Source organism: Amycolatopsis sp. NBC_01480, from assembly GCF_036227205.1.
Lineage (GTDB): Bacteria > Actinomycetota > Actinomycetes > Mycobacteriales > Pseudonocardiaceae > Amycolatopsis.
In genome coordinates this window covers 76,552-92,626 of record NZ_CP109442.1, presented here as the reverse complement: position 1 = coordinate 92,626, position 16,075 = coordinate 76,552, and the positions used below count along the sequence as shown (strand labels likewise).

Genomic DNA, 16,075 nt, shown 5'->3' with positions numbered 1-16,075 from the left:
CATAATGGACGGGATCAGCTTGTCGCTTCCCGGATGTGGCGGGCGATCAGGGTGTAGACCTCGCGGGCCTTGGCGGTGTCCTTGACGTCGTAGCCGTGGTCGGCTCCGGTGACGTCGTGGTGTTCGATCAGTGCGCCGGCCTGCCGGAGTCGTTCGGCGTAGCGGATTCCCTCTGCTCGCAGGAGGTCCAGTTCGGCGGTGATCACGAGTGCGGGTGCGATGCCGGTGAAGTCGGCGGTGTCCGCGGCGCCGGCGGGGGAGGCCAGGCGGTCGGCCCGTTCGCGCGGGTCCGGCACGTACGCGGAGTCGAAGATGTCCGCCATCCACGGCCGCAGCATCGGCTTGGCGCTCAACGCTTTCTTGCCGGCGGCGGCGACCGAGAGGTCCAGCGGCGGGTAGTGCAGGACCTGGAGCGCGATCGCCGGGCCGTGCTCCTCCAGCGCCAGCCGCGCGACCGCCGCCGCGAGGCCGCCCCCGGCGCTCTGCCCGCCGACGGTGAGCCGCGCGCCGTCCCAGCCGTGCTCCGTGCCGTGCCCGGAAATCCAGCGGACGACCTCGTACGCCTGCCGCGGCGGGGCCGGGAAACGGTGCTGCGGGGCGACAACGTAGTCCACATTGGCCACCACGACGCCCGCCGTCGCGGCGAGGTGCCGGCAGAGCGGGTCGTCCACCTCCGGGTCGGCCATGACGTAACCGCCGCCGTGGAAGTTGACGTGCACCGGCGGGCTCGGGTCCACGCCCGGCGGCCGGTAGACGACGACGCGCGCCGGGGCGATCGAGGTCGGCACCGTCAGCTCGAGGGTGTCGCGCGGGAACTCCGGGAAGGTGCCGCGCGCGGTGGCCGCGATGCGTGCGCCGGCCAGGGAAGTCAAGCGCTGGATGGCTTTCGCGGCCAGTGCGGCCACCGCGGGCCGGGCCAGGAGGGACATGCGGCTGGCGTCCGTCGACCGCGGTGGTCAGACGCTGCGCAGCACCGAGACCACGGTGCCGAGGACCACGGCGCGGTCGCCGTCGATCACGTCGTAGGCCGGGTTGCGCGGTTCGAGGTACACGTGGCCGCCGCGGCGCCGGTACACCTTGACGGTGGCCTCCTCGTCGATCATCGCGGCGACGATCTGGCCCGAGTGCGCCTCGGACTGCTGGCGCACCACGACGATGTCGCCGTCGCAGATCGCCGCGTCAACCATCGAATCGCCGCGCACGCGCAGCCCGAAGACGTTGCCCCGCCCGGTGAGCCCGCGCGGGAGGGTGAGGACGTCGTCGACGTGCTCCTCGGCCGAGATCGGCGTGCCCGCGGCGATGTGGCCGACCACGGGCACCGGCACGGAGTCGCCGGACTGGTCCCGCTCCGGGGCCCCGTCGAGGAACAGCCGCACGTCGATCGGCCGGGACATCGAGGTGCCGCGCCGCAGGAATCCCTTGTCCTCCAGGCTGGCCAGGTGCTTCGACACCGAGGACGACGACCGCAGCCCGACCGCGTCGCCGATTTCGCGGGTGCTGGGCGAGTACCCGTGGCGGACCACCCAGTCACGGATCGTCACCAGGATGCGCTGCTGGCGTTCGGGCAGCGCGGCTGCGTCCAGGTGGTCGAAGGTGTCGTCGTAGGTGGTCACCCGCGAAATGGTAGAGCCCGCCGGCCGGAATCCCGGCAGCGGCACGCCCGGTTGCCGGCGCGCACGCTGAGTGCCGCGCTCCCGGCGAACGCCGCCGGCGCCCTGTGATAGTTTTGAACGAACTGGGGCTTCTTCGCTAATGCAAACGGGCGCCGGTCAACGGGGCGGTAGCTCAGTTGGTTAGAGCAGGGGACTCATAATCCCTTGGCCGTCGGTTCGAGCCCGACCCGCCCCACTCTTCAATCTGCGCTCTGACCTGCGGTTTCTTAACGCTTCTATCGTCTTGTTGTCTGGTTGTTAGTAGGGGCAGTGCTCATCCTGTGCTCCTGTGTTGTGGACGGTGGCCGGGCCGCTGGTGGATCGGCGGTTCGGGGCCGTGTGTATCTCGGTGAATGCGCCACCGGCCCGACCACTACAGGACCGCAGCCGTTGTTTGCGCAAGCCGACATGATCACCGATACGACGGCGCAGACGGCGCAGCTCGCGTCAGGGGTTCCCTATCTCGTCATCTACGGCCTCGACGACGCCAGCAACCATCCGGCCGGCACATTCGCCGTGCTGGATTTCAGCAGTGGAAGCGCCACCGTCAGCTACGTCGACACCGCCGTGGACATGAGCCGCCCGACCCTGAGCACTGCCGGAGGACCGCAGCAGCTCACAGTCAGCGCCGCATTTGCCACCCCGATCGATCCCGCCTGCTGCCCAGTCCGCCGATACACCCAAGTCATCGGGTCTATCGCCAACGATCACACGGCTCCTCGAGACATTGGGGTGATCGAGGACGATCGACCCTGGCTGGGGGCTTGGTATGCGACTGCGTCTGACCATCCTGAAGGGCCGGCAATCGTGGTCGGCACCGCTGACAATTCGCCAGCGTCGTCGGTCCTGAGAGTCGGCGACGAGCTCGTCGGTGTTGCCGACACGACGCTTCCGAACGGCGATACCTATCAACCAGCCGTGGTCGACCAGGTCGCCGTCCATCGACCGAGCGATCACGTCACCCTTCAGGTCAGACGACACGGCCAGCCGATGACGTTCGCCGTCACCCTGGCCTCACGCGATATTCCCGCGCACTCGTCGGCCACGCCACCGATGGCTGGACTGCTCGGCGTCCGGGCGCAGGAGGCGCCAGCAGGCAGCCCATCCGGCGCGCTGGTGGGACAGGTCGAAAGCGGCGGTGCCGGGGCCCGGGCTGGGTTGATGACCGGCGACGTGATCATCGCTGCGGGACCAGTGGCTGTGACGTCGCTGGTCGACCTGCAGACCGCTCTCATGGGCCAAGCTGGCCGCAGCGTCGCGCTGCGGGTCGTGCGCACCGATGGCAGTCTCGTGACCCTCTCGGCGACGCCGCAGGCGGTTCGGGGTGGTGATTCGACTGGTGGCCTTGTTGCCGCTGAGATGTAGCACCTTCGACAGGCGCTGCGAGCGGGCACGCGACGCTATGCCGCCCCGGCTTGCCCGCGACTTCGTCGGAATCGCGTGTATATGGCGGCGTTCTCGCAAGAGAACAATTTCGTAGGGGCGACGTTGCACACTTGTCGCAACAGAGTGACGTTTTGACGGTCGGTTCTTCCGTCGGCGTAACACGGAACACAGCTACTCCGACTTTCGAGCGTTGTAGCGGATAGTAGATGGCCGGGTGGGGTCTGTGACTTCTTCGCGAAGCACGAAGTATAATCAGAGTCAGATTGATTGGGAGCGACTTCGGCGCTATGCGGCCAGGGTGGCTCGCGAGACCAAGCAGCCTCGACAATCGGGCACATTCGAACGGCAAGAGTCACGTAACCGAGAGGTGCGCGCTGGGCTATTTTGCTTTTCCAGGCGAACCGAATATTACACGGTGGCAGTTCCCGTGAAGGTATGTCCTGACAACTGGGTCCTAGACAGGCGCCTGTACAAGAAGAAGACGCACGGGAAGATTGAGAATACGATCGTCAACAATGTTTCTTATTGTTTGGGGGTGGATGGATCATTGTTTGTTCTGGTTGAAGGACATGAGGAGATCTTAGGTCCGGGTATCACATACTCGGAGGATTCCCATGATCCGGGCACGCGCGAAATGAATGATGATGACGTGCAGCTCTTTGACTATGAGTCCGGTTATTTTCACCGCGCTGATGGGTCCGAGATAATCGAGAATATGAACGTTCCTGATCGGCGTAAGCTCAAGTTCGACACAAAGGGCGTCGGCCTGTCGATGGCGCTGAAGAATCTGCTTGGTGATTCTTAGGGATGCTATAATATAACCACTTCGCGGGCAAGGAGGAGTTGCCCGCGGCGGTCTTGGCCGACTTCGCGTTGTCGGGTGACAAGAGCGCCGAACGTGCGGATCACCTGGCGGACTTCAGCGACCCGGCGGCGGTGCGCCGGCACATCAAGGTGTCCCGCCTCGTGAACCGGGCAGTGGTGCGAGGTAGAGAAGGGCCATGACGACCCACCCGCCGCCTGGTGTGGGGCCCGCGTCGACCGTGCCGCCGTACAGGGCGGCGCGCTCCCGCATCCCGGCCAGCCCGTTTTCCCGTTTCCGACGGGTCGGCGGGGTGCGCCGGGCCGTCACCGCGCCCGCTGTCCCGGACGCGGATGCGCCGCTCCCGGTCGTCGGCGGTGATCAGGACGTCGGTCCGGGTGCGGGGACCGGCGTGGTTGAGCGGGTTCGTGAGCGTTTCCTGGACGATGCGGTAGGTCATCAGCTGCACGCCCTCGTCGAGGGTGTCCAGTTCGCCGCCGGATCGGTAGACGATCTCCGGGCCGGCCGCGCGGGGAGTTCGCCGCCACGGCCGGGCGCAGGGCGAGCGGGCTGGTCGGCGCCGGTTCGGAGATCTGCGACCAGTCCCTCGTCGCCAGAGGCGACGGCGTTGCCGAGTAGGTCTGCGGGGAGTGCGGCGGTCCGCGTCCGGTTCGGTGAAGGTGAATGCCCGCACCACTGCCACCAGGTACGGGTCAGGCACCGCCAGCTGAACGCGACGCTTGTCATCGGGCGTGTCGAGCAGGGACTGGCCGCTCAGGTGCAGCAGATCGAAAACGATGAACCGGTCGTCGATGTCGGACTCGAACGGCTCGGCGCGGCAGATCGAGCTGCTGAGCTTGTCGCCTGATGCTTTGTCCCCCGTGAGAGCTACAACCGAATGTTCTCACCACGGGGATTCCTGAATGCCCGAGGAAGGCTAGCTTTCCTGGCATGAAAGCGAAGGCGGATACACCCAGCAAGTTCCGTTTCCCGATCCTGTTTATCGCGATGCTCGCCGTGGTGGCGATCGCGAGTCTCATCAACGCGGGCCTGTCCGGCCTCGGTCCCCTCTCGGTCGCCGGCGGTATCGCCACCGCGGCGGCCGGGCTCTTCGTGTACACCCGCCTGTCCCGGCGGCTCGAACGCCGCGACAGCGTCCCCGAGCTGGCCCGGGCCGAGGCACTGCCAGGGCTCCTGCGCGGAGCCGCGATCGGCACCGGCGCCTTCGTCACGACGATGCTGTTCATCGGGTTGTTCGGCGGCTGGGACCGTTTCGCCAGCGGCTCGTTCTGGGGGTTTTTGACCAGTGTGGGCGTGATGGCCAGCGCCGCAGTCAACGAAGAGTTGCTCTTCCGCGGCGTGATCTTCCGAATCACCCAGGACCGGTTCGGCACGTGGATCGCGGTGACGCTGTCGGCGGTCCTGTTCGGCGGGTCGCACCTGCTCAACACCGGAGCGACGCTGTGGGGCGCGTTCGCGATCGCCATCGAAGCCGGCGTCACGCTCGCGCTCTGCTACGCCGCCACCCGCTCACTGTGGCTGCCGATCGGCTTCCACTTCGCCTGGAACCTTTTCGAGTCCGGAGTTTTCGGCACCACCGTCTCCGGAGCTACGGGCACCGCGCACGGACTGCTCACGACCACGCTGTCGGGTCCTGCGCTTCTCACCGGGGCCTCCTTCGGCCCCGAAGCGAGCCTCATCGCGGTGCTCGTCTGTGTGGCGCCCATCGCGTACTTCCTCCGCAAGATCAAGCGCGACAACTTGATCGTCCGGCGATCGGCAGCTCAGTCCTGAACCGCGACCAGCCCCGACTGGTACGCCAGCACCACAGCCTGAACCCGGTCACGCAGGTTGAGCTTCGTCAGGATCCGCGACATGTACGTCTTCACCGTCTCCGCGCCGATCACCAGCTCCGCCGCGATCTCTGCGTTCGACAGGCCCTGCGCGACCAGCCCCAGCACCTCCAGCTCGCGGGGTGCCAGGGCCTCCAGCGCCTGTCGACGCGGGGCCTGTTCGGCGGGGCGGATGCGTTCGGCGAACCGGCCGATCAGCGTGCGCGTGACAACCGGTGCCAGCAACGACTCGCCTCTGGCGATCGTGCGAACGCCGTTGATCAGTTCCTCCGGCGGTGAATCCTTCAGGAGGAATCCGCTGGCGCCGGCCTTGAGCGCCGCGTAGACGTACTCGTCGACGTTGAAATTGGTGACGACAAGAATCTTCGCCGGGTTCGTGACCCCCGCGCCCGCCAGCCGCGTCGTCACCTCGATCCCATCCATCAGCGGCATCTGGATGTCCATCACGATGACGTCCGGCTCGAGCCGCAGCGCCGCCTCGAGCCCGGCCGGCCCGTCCGCCGCTTCACCGACAACATCCAGGTCGGGCTGCGAGTTGAAGATCGTCGCGTAACCGGCACGGATCAGTGCTTGGTCCTCGCAGATCAGTACCCGGATCATGCCGCGCTCTTCATCGGAATCCTCGCCCATACCCGGAACCCCCCATCACCGTCAGGGCCCGTTACCAACTCGCCCCCTAAGCCCTCCACTCGCTCCCGCAAACCGCTCAACCCCCGCCCACCCGAAAGCTCCCGTGCCGGCATCGTTGTCCCGCCTGCGTTAGCCACCTCGATCTCCACGGCCGTCACCGTGTAACCGATCCGCACGTCCGTCGGACACCCCGCGGCGTACTTCACCGCATTGGTGAGTGCTTCCTGCACCACTCGATATCCCGCCAGCTCCACGTTATCCGGCACTACCCTCGCGGTCCCCTCCACCACCAATTGCACCGGCTGCCCACCGCTCTTCGTCAGAGCCACCAACTCCACGACATCGTCCAATCCGGCCACCTCACTCGCCTGGGCCCGCTCACCCGTGGCCTCCAGCACGCTCAGCAGCGACCGTAACTCCTTCAGGGCGCGCCGCCCCGTCATACCGATCGTGTCCAGCGACTCCTTCACGCGCTCCGGCGGGCCCGTCAGGTACTTCGTCGCGTCAGCCTGCACGACGATCGCGGTTACGTGGTGGGTCACCACATCGTGCAACTCACGCGCGATGTGTGCCCGCTCCGCCGCCTTCGCGGCCTCGGCTTCCAGCCGGCGCCGCGCCAGCTCTTCCGCGCGCCGCGCCCGTACCAACGCGCCGATCCCCACGCACACCACCAACGCCGCGTAGAACACCACGAAGTCCGCGATCCCCTCCGGCGACCGCCGCAGGACCAAGGCCAGGCAGAATCCGAGATACCCGGCGGTGCTGGCGATCGCGACGGCCCAGCGGTGCCTCTCCTGCAGAGCACCGACCGAGTACAGCGCGGCCAGCAGCCCCAATGTGCTTGCCGTGGCGGGGTACGCAACCACCTCGTGCACCGCAAAACATGTCGCGATCACCGCGAACGACGCGGCGGGCCACCGCCGGCGGCCCGCGAGCGGCACCGCCATCCCCAGCGTGAGCAGGACGGCGAACACGTCGGGCGGCCGTTTCGGCAGATCCCCGAAACTCGCCCCGAGCACAGCCGTGAACGGCAGGAACCCGAGAACGGTGAACACGACGGCCAGCACCGGGTCGGCCACTGGGCCCGTGAACCCGCGCACCCGGCGCTTCGACATGGAGGCAGTCTAGCCTGGCGGTTCTGCTGGATTTCGCCACGTCAACCGATCTCTACCACAGGGCGGCGGCTTCGGGGATCGACCGTCGCCGCGACAGATAGGCGATCTCCGGAGGAATTCATCGCGCGGCAGTGTGAGGTGCTGCCTGGCTTGGCGCGGTGCTGCCGGCCGGGGCTGGGGCGGTGCGACACGGTTGCGGTTGGCGGGGCGCGAAGTTATGCGTCCGGAGGTTGGCCGGCGTGATCGGGCCGTTTTCCGGCGTCGAGGGCTTCGCCGACGGTGTGGTAGAGCAACAGCACGAAGTCGAGGCCGGTGACTTCGATGGGGCGGATGACGGGCTGTTGGAGTCCACGGCGATGCGCAGCGGTTTCCGGCGCGCCGCCCCGTACGCGTGGACCGCCAGGAGGGCGACGAGGCCCGCCGAGTCGAGTGATGGCGGAAGCCGGCGTCGAACGGTAGCGGCGGCGGCCCTCACGGACCGCCGGATCGCGTCAGCGGGTGGGTTCGTCCGGGCGGACCGGGTTGTCCGCGCCCTCCCGCACGAACACCGGAATCCGGTCGGGCGGAGCGGAGACACGGACTTCGGAACCGCCGGCGTGGACCGCTCCGGGGGCGGCATCGGCCCAGGAGGTACCGCTCGGCAGGTAGACCGTCCGGGCGGCGATGCCCGGGGCCAGGATCGGGGCGATCAGCAGGTCCGGCCCGAGCAGGAACTGGTCTTCGACGGTCCAGGCGACGCTGTCGTCCGGGAAGTCGACGAAGAGCGGGCGCATCGGCGGGATGCCGTGTTCGTGGGCGACCCGCATCCCGAACTGCGTGCCCGGCTCGAGCGACTGCAGAGGCAGGCCGCGGACGCGACCACGGCGTTGCGCGAGTCGTTTCGCACACTGCGTTCCTCGCCCGCGGCACTCGCGCTGGGAGTTGCCCTGCGCGCCGACTGCGCGGCTTTCGCCGATCGCACCGGCCTGCCCGCGGAACTCGCGATCCTCGACGACGACCCGCCCGAACTCCCGCCGTCCAGAGCGGACGTTCTCCTCACCGCGGTCCGCGAAGCCTTGCTGAACGTTGAAAAACACGCCCACGCCAGTTCGGTCACGGTATCGGTGCGGCGAAGCGCTCCGTGGCTCACGATTGCCGTGCACGACGACGGCGTGGGCCTCGGCCCGGACCACGCACCGGGGCTCGGCCTCACCAGCACCGCCCAAGCGCTCGGCCGGCTGGGCGGTTCCGTCCGGGTGGTGTCCGATCCGGACGGTGGCACGATCTGGCGAGCCCGGTTGCCGTGCTGACCCGCACCCCGACCAGGATCGTGATCGTGGACGACCACCCGGTCGTCCACGACGCCGCGCGACGCGGAGGTAGTCGCCCGCGGTCCAGCGTTCGGCGGTCGCCAGCGCCGCGACCAGCCCGACGACCTGGAGACCGGCGTGCCACCACGAACGGGCGGCGAGCACCAGCAGCAGCACGCCGACGAACGCCAGCGGCGGCACCGTCGTGACGAGGTTGAGCCGGATCTGGCCTCGCGACAAGGGGTGGGTCTCAGCGCAGGGTGTGGATCCACTCGGCGATGTCCGCGATCACCGCGTCGTCGACATGGTGTGGTTGCAGGTACTCCTCGGGGGCGCTGGGCGCCTCGCCGGGGAAGGCGAGGCGCAGAGTGCGGTGCGCTCGACCGTGCCGCGCACGCGCCGTTCCGCGACCACGTGCAGGACTCCGGCTTTCGTGAGCAGGCCGGCGCGCCGGTCGACGCTGCCGGAGGGGACGTCGTCGAGTTCGGCGGCGAGCTGGGCGGTGGTGAGCGCGCGGTCGCCGAGGAACGCCCTGAGGATGCGCAGCCGCACCGGGTGCAGCAGCAGATCGGCGGTTGCGACGTGGTCAGTGTGAACTGAATATTCACAGAATTGATAATATTCGTAGGAGCGGAAATACGAGCGAGGAGGCCGCGATGGCCGAGCTTGTCGTTGACGGGGACGACCTGGTGTTGCGGTTGTCCCCCTCGGCTCGCTGGTGCGGGTCGAGGTCCTCGACGACGCGCACGTGGCGGCCGGGTTCCCGGCGACCAGGCATTGACCGAATAGTGGGTCATGCGGCGGAGAAAGATCAGACCTCCGGTGGATGGCTACCCCCGTTGAGCCTGCTCACCAAGCAGGACGGCAAGTGGCTTCCGTATCGGTGAGGACTCTGGGCTCCCGATTGATCACTTCTCCCTCGCGGAAGCTGCGGTGGCGCAGGACGCGGTCGAACGAGGAGTGGTCGGCAAAGTTCTTTTGGACATAGCGGAGACATGATTGCGTCGCTGAGGCATTGGGGGACCCGTCTATGAGACTGGTAGGCCGGGTTCGGGCAGGGTGAGCACGGCCAACACGAGGGCGCCGAGGTCGTCGCTGTCGGACAGCAGGTCCATCGTTCCGGTGGCCTGCAGGACGTGCCGGACTGGGCCTGGGGCGTGCCGGACGTGGTAAGACGTGCCGTAGTCGATCGCGGCGGCATAGCCCGCGATCAGAGCGTGAACGCCGCTGAGGTTGAGCACGGGTGACCCGGTGCAGGTTGACCACGAGGCTATCGAGACGCTGCACCACGATGGCCTCGGTGATCAGCAGCCGGAGACGCAGGGCTGCGGGACCGAGCACCCGGCCCCGCACGTCCAAGTGGATCTTTGTGGTGCTGTCGTGGTGGATGGTCGTGGAGAACGTCAGTGTCAGCCTCTGTCGGTAGGCGGGTATCCGGCGAGGGCTGGGCCGACGAGCGAAAGGCGAGTGTAAGGCTGTTCGCTCTCGCCGGGGCCGTTCGGGCGCCGCTGGTCACCGCCGGAGGAACCGGCGCCGGTGCGTGTGGGCGGGCGGGGACCGTAGCTGTTGATCCACAGCAGGGCGTCGCGCGGCGCCGCGATGAGTACCACGCTGGCGGAGTGTGTCGGTTTCTCGCCTATCGGTATCCAGCGTTCGTCGTCATCACCCCGGGCGCCGGCGAATCAGGGTGATGCCTGCACAGGACACTCTCTCGTGCTCGTTGACGCCCGCGAGGCGCCGGAATCCTAGGGTGTTTCGTGATTTCTGCCGGGGGTATTCCGGGGTCGATGGCAAGGGAGGCGAGATGCGTTTTGGCTATACGCTCATGACGGAGCAGGCAGGCCCGAAGGCGCTGGTGCGGTATGCGGCCGCGGCTGAACGGGCCGGGTTCGATTTCGAGGTCAGCAGTGATCACTTCTCGCCCTGGCTCGCAGAGCAGGGGCACGCTCCGTATGCGTGGAGTGTGCTGGGAGCGGTGGCGCAGTGCACCGAGCGGGTGGAACTGATGACTTACGTGACGTGCCCGATCATGCGGTACCACCCGGCGGTGGTGGCGCAGAAGGCGAGCACGATGCAACTGCTGTCCGACGGCCGGTTCACGCTGGGCCTGGGAGCGGGTGAGAATCTCAACGAGCATGTGGTGGGGCGGGGCTGGCCCGCGGTGAACGTCCGGCACGAGATGCTCGAAGAAGCGCTCCACATCATCGGCGGCCTGTTCGACGGCGGGTATTTCAGCTACGCGGGTGAGCACTTCCGGGTGGACTCCGCCAAGCTGTGGGACCTGCCCGGGCAGCGGACGCCGATCGCCGTGGCGGTGTCCGGGGCTCAGTCGGTCACCCGGTTCGCGCCGTTGGCCGATGCGATGGTGGCGGTCGAGCCGAAAGCTTCGTTGTGCCGGGAATGGGACAAGGCCGGCGGGGGAGCGGGGGACAGGAAGATCGGGCAGCTTCCGGTGTCGTGGGACCGGGACAGCGCGGCCGCTTCGCGGCGTGCGCACGAGCAGTTCCGCTGGTTCGGCGGTGGCTGGAAGGTGAACGCCGAGTTGCCTGGCCCGAGCGGTTTCGCCGGCGCCACCCAGTTCGTCACCGAAAGCGATGTCAGCCAGTCCATCCCGTGTGGGCCGGAGGTCGGTCCGATCCTGAAAAGCCTGCGTGAGTTCGCGGACGCCGGGTTCACCGATGTGGCTCTGGTCCAGATCGGCGGTGAGCACCAGGACGGGTTCCTCGAGTTCGCCGAAGCCGAACTGCTTCCCGCCCTCCGGCAGGAATGGGGGAACTGAACCCGGTGAGTGCCGAGACCAGCCGCCGTGACGGCCCGGCCCGGCTGACCTTGGGCGTCGAGGAGGAGTTCCTGCTGGTCGATGCGGACGGTCGGTTGTCGAGGCAGGGCCCGGTCGTGGCGGAGCGCACCGATTCGCCGGACGGCGAACTCCAGCAGGAACTGACGCGGTGCCAGGTCGAGTCGGCCACGGGTGTCTGCTTGACCGTCGACGAGGTGGCCGGCCAGCTCGGCGAGCTTCGAGGGCGACTTGCCCGCACTGCGGCTGGTCGTCAGCTGAGGCTGTTGCCCGTCGGCTGTCCCGTGTTCGCCGAGAATCGTTCGCCGGAGATCACGCCGAATCCGCGCTATCAGCGCGCCGCGGCGGAATTCGGGGCCACCGCACGGGTGGCGGCCACGTGTGGTTGTCACGTCCACGTGGCCATACCGGACAAGGAGACGGGGGTGCGGCTCAGCGACCATCTCCGACCGTGGCTGCCCTTGCTGCTCACGGTCACAGCGAACTCCGTGTTCGCGGACGGCAGCGACAGCGGCTACTGCAGTTGGCGTTACCCGCTCTGGTCGCGTTGGCCCTCGGCCGGGCCGCCACCCGTTTTCGGCTCGGTGGACCACTACGAGTCCGCAGTGGACACGATGCTCCGGTCGGGTGCGATCATCGATCGCGGCATGGTGTATTGGGACATCCGGCTCTCCGACGACCAGCCCACCCTCGAATTCCGGATCGGCGACGTCGCCGCACAGGTCGACGAAGCGGCCTTGCTCGCCGTCGTCGTCCGCGGGCTCGTCCGTACCGCGCTCGAGGAGATCAGCGACGGGCACCCCGCTCCGGCACTGTCGTCGGAGGCGTTGCGCGCGAACCTGTGGCGCGCTGCCCGTGACGGGTTCACCGGGCGGATCCTGCATCCGAAGACCGGCTGTCTCACGCCGGTGGCGGACCAGTGGGCGGAGACTGTCGAGCTGATCAAACCGGCGCTCAAGGAGTACGGCGACGACGAGTTCGTCGAACGAGGCTTCGCCAGGCTTCGGGAGAACGGTGGCGGTGCCCGGCGACAACGGGCCGCGTTCGACCGCCGCCGGAACTTGCATGACGTAGTCGGTCTGCTTGCCGTCGACCCAGCCCAAGAATAACGGAGAGCAAGGAGGTCACCGGCCGGCGCCGGGATCCGGAATGCCGTGGGGGATGACGACGGTCGACGCGCGGCCGCAATCCCACATCAGCGCGTTGAAATGCGTGACGTGCGCGATCGGAATGGTGTCCTGCCCGGCCAGCGGATGACGGCTCGTGGCCGCGCCTTCACGAGGCGCGTTGTGTTCCACGTAGACGGTGGGCACGCTGTCTCCGAGCTGGGCCCGGACGGTCTCCAGCTCTTCGGGGCGTTGCAAGACCACCACGTCCGGTTCCGCGTCGGCGAGCCGGTCGAGCGGTACTTCCGCGGCCGAAGGCCAGTCGCGCCCCGCCAAGCCGAGACCCCCGGAGCCGCCTTCGCGCGACACCGGCAGAAAGTACCGGTGGCCGCCGCGAACGAAGGCGTCGGTCCACGAACCGTGGACGTGCCAGAGCAGAATGCGCATGGTCAACAGATAGCCGCGGAAAACGACGTTAAACGTGGCTCCCCAGCGGGTATTCCCGTTCCTCGGATCGAGCCGGACGACGATGCCGAGCTACTGCGGGCGGAGCCGGGAAGGCTCTTTGCCTCTCTGCGTTCGCCTGCGCTTGGCCCGCAGGGGACGGCACAAGCGCATCGCGGTAGTGGTGATCGCTGGTGCACCACGCCGGCTTCGGGCACGAAGATCTCCAGCGGGATCAGCCGGCTTCGTCGAGGAATCCGGGCCGCCGGTTCGGCAGGGTGTGGTTCCGGAAAGCCGGCGGACACCCAGGTAACCGGGTCAGTGCACCGGGCCGGCGAAGTCGCCGTGTTGGCCGGCGTTGCAGGCGGCGACACCCGCGGCCGGCCGACAGTAGCGAGGTCGGCCCGGCGGTGCGAGCCCTGGCCGCACAGCTGTTTACCGGTGCGTTGTCAGGGTAGCCGGGAAGCCGGAAGGGAAGGAGCAGATCATGGCGAACCCCGCCCCACTGCCGGGAGACCTCGACGGCCCGCGAACCGCTGTCGTCACCGGAGCCGACTCGGGAATCGGCCGCGCCGTGGCAGTCGCGCTCGCGGGAGGCGGGCTCGACGTCGGCATCACTTACCATGCCGACTCCGAAGGTGCCGAGGCCACTGCCGCCGAGGCACGGGAATCCGGGGCCGTGACCCACCTCCGCAAACTCGACCTCACGAACCTGCCCGGGGCGGTGGACGTGATCGACGAGCTCGCCGAGGAGCTGAACGGCATCGACGTGTTGGTGAACTGTGCCGGGACGGGTACCGCCGAACGCGTCATGGACCTGGACTTCGACCGCTGGCGCGAAGTCGTCGATGTTGATCTGCACGGTGTGTTCCTGTGCTGCCAGCGCGCCGCCCGGCACATGATCGACGCGGGACGCGGCGGCCGGATCATCACGGTGACCAGCGTGCACGAGCACGTGCCGCGGGTCGGTGCCGCGCCGTACTGCGCCGCGAAGGCCGGTGCGGGTGCCCTCACCAAAGTCCTGGCACTGGAGTTGGCCGAGTACGCCATCACCGTGAATTCGGTCGCACCGGGGGGAGATCTCCACCCCGATGACGGGGCAGACCGACGCCGACCCGCGCGAGCAGCACCGGCCGGGCATTCCGCTCGGCCGGACCGGTGACGCCCCCGAGGTGGCGGCGGCGATCGCTTTCCTCGCCACTCCGGCGGCGGGCTACATCACCGGCGCTTCGCTCCTGGTCGACGGCGGCCTCACCCAAATGGGCGCGCAAGCCGGCACCGCCTTCCCGGACGACAGCTGGCGGCGCCCCTGAGGACCGGGCTGATCGGCACCGGCGTAAGCGATGGTTCGGCGGTCATCCGCATGCCGGGTGAGTACCGCGCCAGGGCATTGAGGTACCGGCCGTCCATCAGGGTGGCGCCGAGCTGGTTCTGGCTGAACGGGTTCGCCGCGCCGAAGAGGTCGAAGTAGCCGCGCAGTGCCTTGACTGCGCCCCAGCCGCCTTGTGCGTCGATCAGGCCGGTCGTGTACTCGGAGCGCGAGGAAGAGCCGGGGCCATCGAGGTCCGTCCTCCGGCCGGGTTCAGGTTTTCGGTGCTCAGCCGGGCTTCGCTCACTGCTGAGTAGTTGACCAACACCACCGCCGCCGGTGAAAGGCCCGGGCGCGGTGCGCGATGCGACAGCGGACAGGAACTGCTGCGCGTCGGACGCGCTTCCCGCGATATTCGCGGTCGCGGTCTGGATACCCGTTCGCGTCGTAGCCGAACTTTCGCGCGGCGCGACCCGGAATCGGCTTGGCGCGCCCTGGATACCGGCCGCTGTAGGCACCGTTTAGGCCCGAGGCGGACGGGTATGCCCGAACCGTCCGCAACTGGACGACGCATTCTCGCGGCATTAGGAGGGGTTTCCCGATGAGCACCATCACCGAGTCCGTTGACGTGAAGGTCACCGTCTCCACCGCCTACAACCAGTGGACCCAGTTCGAGTCGTTCCCGCGGTTCATGGACGGCGTCGAGGAGATCAAGCAGACCGACGCCACCCACACCCATTGGAAGGTCAAGGTCGCGGGGGTGATCAGGGAGTTCGACGCGACGATCACCGAGCAGCATCCGGACGAGCGCGTCGCCTGGACGTCGGACGCCGGGCCCACCCACGCCGGGGTGATCACGTTCCACCGCATAGACGACACCACCACCAGGGTGACCGCGCAGATCGAGATCGACCCGGAGGGATTCGGGGAGAACGTCGCGGACAAGACCGGCGTCCTCGACCGCAAGGTCAAGGGCGACATGGAGCGGTTCAAGGCGTTCATCGAGGATCGCGGCGGCCAGGAGACCGGGGCGTGGCGCGGCGACGTCGACCGGCCTGCCCAGCACTAGGACGGATTCGCCTGTCGCACGAACGGATGGCGGCAGCGCACCCGGTCGCCTGGTGCCGCCTGGCCCGTTTCCACAACCAGAAGCAGTCACGATGGAAGAGAGGTCGTCGTCATGGCTACCCCGCTTGATCCCCAGGCCGGCCGTTCCGCTCAGGACGTCACTCCCGGCGGCGTCAGCCGCACTCCGGCGCAACCCGTCGCGGGCGTATTCGGCGTGGTGTTCCTGGTCGTCGGCATAGCCGGATTCATCCCCGGGCTCACCACGAACTTCGACCAGCTCAGTTTCGCCGGGCACCACTCGATGGCGATGCTGCTCGGACTGTTCACGGTGTCGGTCCTGCACAACATCGTGCACCTGCTCTTCGGCATCGCCGGCCTGGCACTGGCCCGCACCCCCGGCTCAGCCCGTGGCTTCCTGGTCGGCGGCGGCGTGATCTACCTGGTGTTGTGGATCTACGGCCTGGTGATCGACCACGACTCGGCCGCGAACTTCGTGCCGCTCAACACCGCGGACGACTGGCTGCACCTCGGCCTCGCCGCCGCCATGATCGTGCTCGGCCTGGTCACCGCGCGCGCCACCCGGGTGGCCGGCCCTTCCGCCCCCGACAGCCGCCGATGACCACC

18 protein-coding genes, 1 tRNA gene and 1 pseudogene are annotated in these 16,075 nt (G+C 68.1%); 12 read left to right on the top strand and 8 right to left on the bottom strand.

Annotation, left to right across the window (positions count from 1 at the left end; all coding sequences use genetic code 11):
• Positions 1-14 precede the first annotated feature (14 nt).
• The gene (locus tag OG371_RS00475) at positions 15-929 is read right to left on the bottom strand and encodes an alpha/beta hydrolase fold domain-containing protein (RefSeq protein WP_329064340.1); all 915 of its coding nucleotides are present in this window, start codon (positions 927-929) and stop codon (positions 15-17) included.
• 27 nt (positions 930-956) lie between these two features.
• Positions 957-1,613, bottom strand: a complete 657-nt coding sequence (gene lexA, locus OG371_RS00470; RefSeq protein ID WP_329064338.1) for a transcriptional repressor LexA — start codon at positions 1,611-1,613, stop codon at positions 957-959.
• Positions 1,614-1,774: 161 nt separating this feature from the next.
• On the opposite strand from lexA, the gene OG371_RS00465 reads away from it, so the two are divergent.
• The 5 genes from OG371_RS00465 to OG371_RS00445 all read left to right on the top strand — a co-directional run bounded on the left by OG371_RS00465 (position 1,775) and on the right by OG371_RS00445 (position 5,634).
• Positions 1,775-1,848: transfer RNA gene (locus OG371_RS00465), tRNA-Ile, on the top strand.
• Between the two features lie 212 nt (positions 1,849-2,060).
• Positions 2,061-3,017 (top strand): PDZ domain-containing protein, encoded by a 957-nt coding sequence (locus OG371_RS00460; protein WP_329064336.1) that lies wholly within the window; start codon positions 2,061-2,063, stop codon positions 3,015-3,017.
• 436 nt (positions 3,018-3,453) lie between these two features.
• Positions 3,454-3,843, top strand: a complete 390-nt coding sequence (locus OG371_RS00455) for a hypothetical protein (RefSeq protein ID WP_329064334.1) — start codon at positions 3,454-3,456, stop codon at positions 3,841-3,843.
• 196 nt (positions 3,844-4,039) lie between these two features.
• Positions 4,040-4,708, top strand: coding sequence for a hypothetical protein (locus tag OG371_RS00450; protein WP_329064332.1), 669 nt, complete (start codon positions 4,040-4,042; stop codon positions 4,706-4,708).
• An 83-nt stretch (positions 4,709-4,791) separates the two neighbouring features.
• Complete coding sequence (locus tag OG371_RS00445; protein WP_329064330.1) at positions 4,792-5,634, top strand: CPBP family intramembrane glutamic endopeptidase; 843 nt, start codon at positions 4,792-4,794, stop codon at positions 5,632-5,634.
• On the opposite strand, the gene OG371_RS00440 is transcribed toward OG371_RS00445, so the two are convergent.
• From OG371_RS00440 to OG371_RS00430, 3 genes are all read right to left on the bottom strand, one after another.
• Positions 5,625-6,323: a response regulator transcription factor gene (locus tag OG371_RS00440; RefSeq protein ID WP_329064328.1), complete on the bottom strand. Its 699-nt coding sequence runs from the start codon at positions 6,321-6,323 to the stop codon at positions 5,625-5,627. The genes OG371_RS00445 and OG371_RS00440 overlap by 10 nt on opposite strands.
• Positions 6,290-7,438: a sensor histidine kinase gene (locus tag OG371_RS00435; RefSeq protein WP_329064326.1), complete on the bottom strand. Its 1,149-nt coding sequence runs from the start codon at positions 7,436-7,438 to the stop codon at positions 6,290-6,292. The genes OG371_RS00440 and OG371_RS00435 overlap by 34 nt, the downstream gene beginning before the upstream one ends.
• Positions 7,439-7,929: 491 nt before the next feature.
• Positions 7,930-8,211, bottom strand: a complete 282-nt coding sequence (locus tag OG371_RS00430; RefSeq protein WP_329072859.1) for a hypothetical protein — start codon at positions 8,209-8,211, stop codon at positions 7,930-7,932.
• Between the two features lie 12 nt (positions 8,212-8,223).
• Here OG371_RS00430 and OG371_RS00425 point away from each other — a divergent pair, with 12 nt between their 5' ends.
• The gene (locus tag OG371_RS00425) at positions 8,224-8,727 is read left to right on the top strand and encodes a sensor histidine kinase (RefSeq protein WP_329064324.1); all 504 of its coding nucleotides are present in this window, start codon (positions 8,224-8,226) and stop codon (positions 8,725-8,727) included.
• Between the two features lie 288 nt (positions 8,728-9,015).
• On the opposite strand, the gene OG371_RS00420 is transcribed toward OG371_RS00425, so the two are convergent.
• A complete protein-coding gene (locus tag OG371_RS00420) occupies positions 9,016-9,279 on the bottom strand; it encodes a helix-turn-helix domain-containing protein (protein ID WP_329064322.1) in 264 nt (87 codons plus the stop codon).
• Between the two features lie 476 nt (positions 9,280-9,755).
• A complete protein-coding gene (locus OG371_RS00415; protein WP_329064321.1) occupies positions 9,756-9,968 on the bottom strand; it encodes a hypothetical protein in 213 nt (70 codons plus the stop codon).
• Positions 9,969-10,531: 563 nt separating this feature from the next.
• Between OG371_RS00415 and OG371_RS00410 the strand changes: the two genes are divergently transcribed.
• Together OG371_RS00410 and OG371_RS00405 are read left to right on the top strand one after the other, a co-directional pair.
• Positions 10,532-11,506, top strand: a complete 975-nt coding sequence (locus OG371_RS00410; protein ID WP_329064319.1) for a TIGR03557 family F420-dependent LLM class oxidoreductase — start codon at positions 10,532-10,534, stop codon at positions 11,504-11,506.
• Positions 11,507-11,511: 5 nt separating this feature from the next.
• Positions 11,512-12,633, top strand: coding sequence for a carboxylate-amine ligase (locus OG371_RS00405; protein ID WP_329064317.1), 1,122 nt, complete (start codon positions 11,512-11,514; stop codon positions 12,631-12,633).
• A 27-nt stretch (positions 12,634-12,660) separates the two neighbouring features.
• Here the strand turns inward: OG371_RS00405 and OG371_RS00400 are convergent.
• Positions 12,661-13,077, bottom strand: a pseudogene (locus tag OG371_RS00400) (glycosyltransferase family 1 protein); the annotation flags it as partial.
• Positions 13,078-13,561: 484 nt separating this feature from the next.
• Between OG371_RS00400 and OG371_RS00395 the strand changes: the two are divergent.
• The 4 genes from OG371_RS00395 to OG371_RS00380 all read left to right on the top strand — a co-directional run bounded on the left by OG371_RS00395 (position 13,562) and on the right by OG371_RS00380 (position 16,070).
• Positions 13,562-14,236: an SDR family oxidoreductase gene (locus OG371_RS00395; RefSeq protein ID WP_329064315.1), complete on the top strand. Its 675-nt coding sequence runs from the start codon at positions 13,562-13,564 to the stop codon at positions 14,234-14,236.
• Positions 14,166-14,387: an SDR family oxidoreductase gene (locus OG371_RS00390; RefSeq protein ID WP_329064313.1), complete on the top strand. Its 222-nt coding sequence runs from the start codon at positions 14,166-14,168 to the stop codon at positions 14,385-14,387. The genes OG371_RS00395 and OG371_RS00390 overlap by 71 nt, the downstream gene beginning before the upstream one ends.
• Positions 14,388-14,984: 597 nt before the next feature.
• A complete protein-coding gene (locus OG371_RS00385) occupies positions 14,985-15,452 on the top strand; it encodes an SRPBCC family protein (RefSeq protein WP_329064312.1) in 468 nt (155 codons plus the stop codon).
• A 111-nt stretch (positions 15,453-15,563) separates the two neighbouring features.
• The gene (locus OG371_RS00380) at positions 15,564-16,070 is read left to right on the top strand and encodes a DUF4383 domain-containing protein (RefSeq protein ID WP_329064310.1); all 507 of its coding nucleotides are present in this window, start codon (positions 15,564-15,566) and stop codon (positions 16,068-16,070) included.
• The last annotated feature ends 5 nt before the right edge of the window (positions 16,071-16,075 follow it).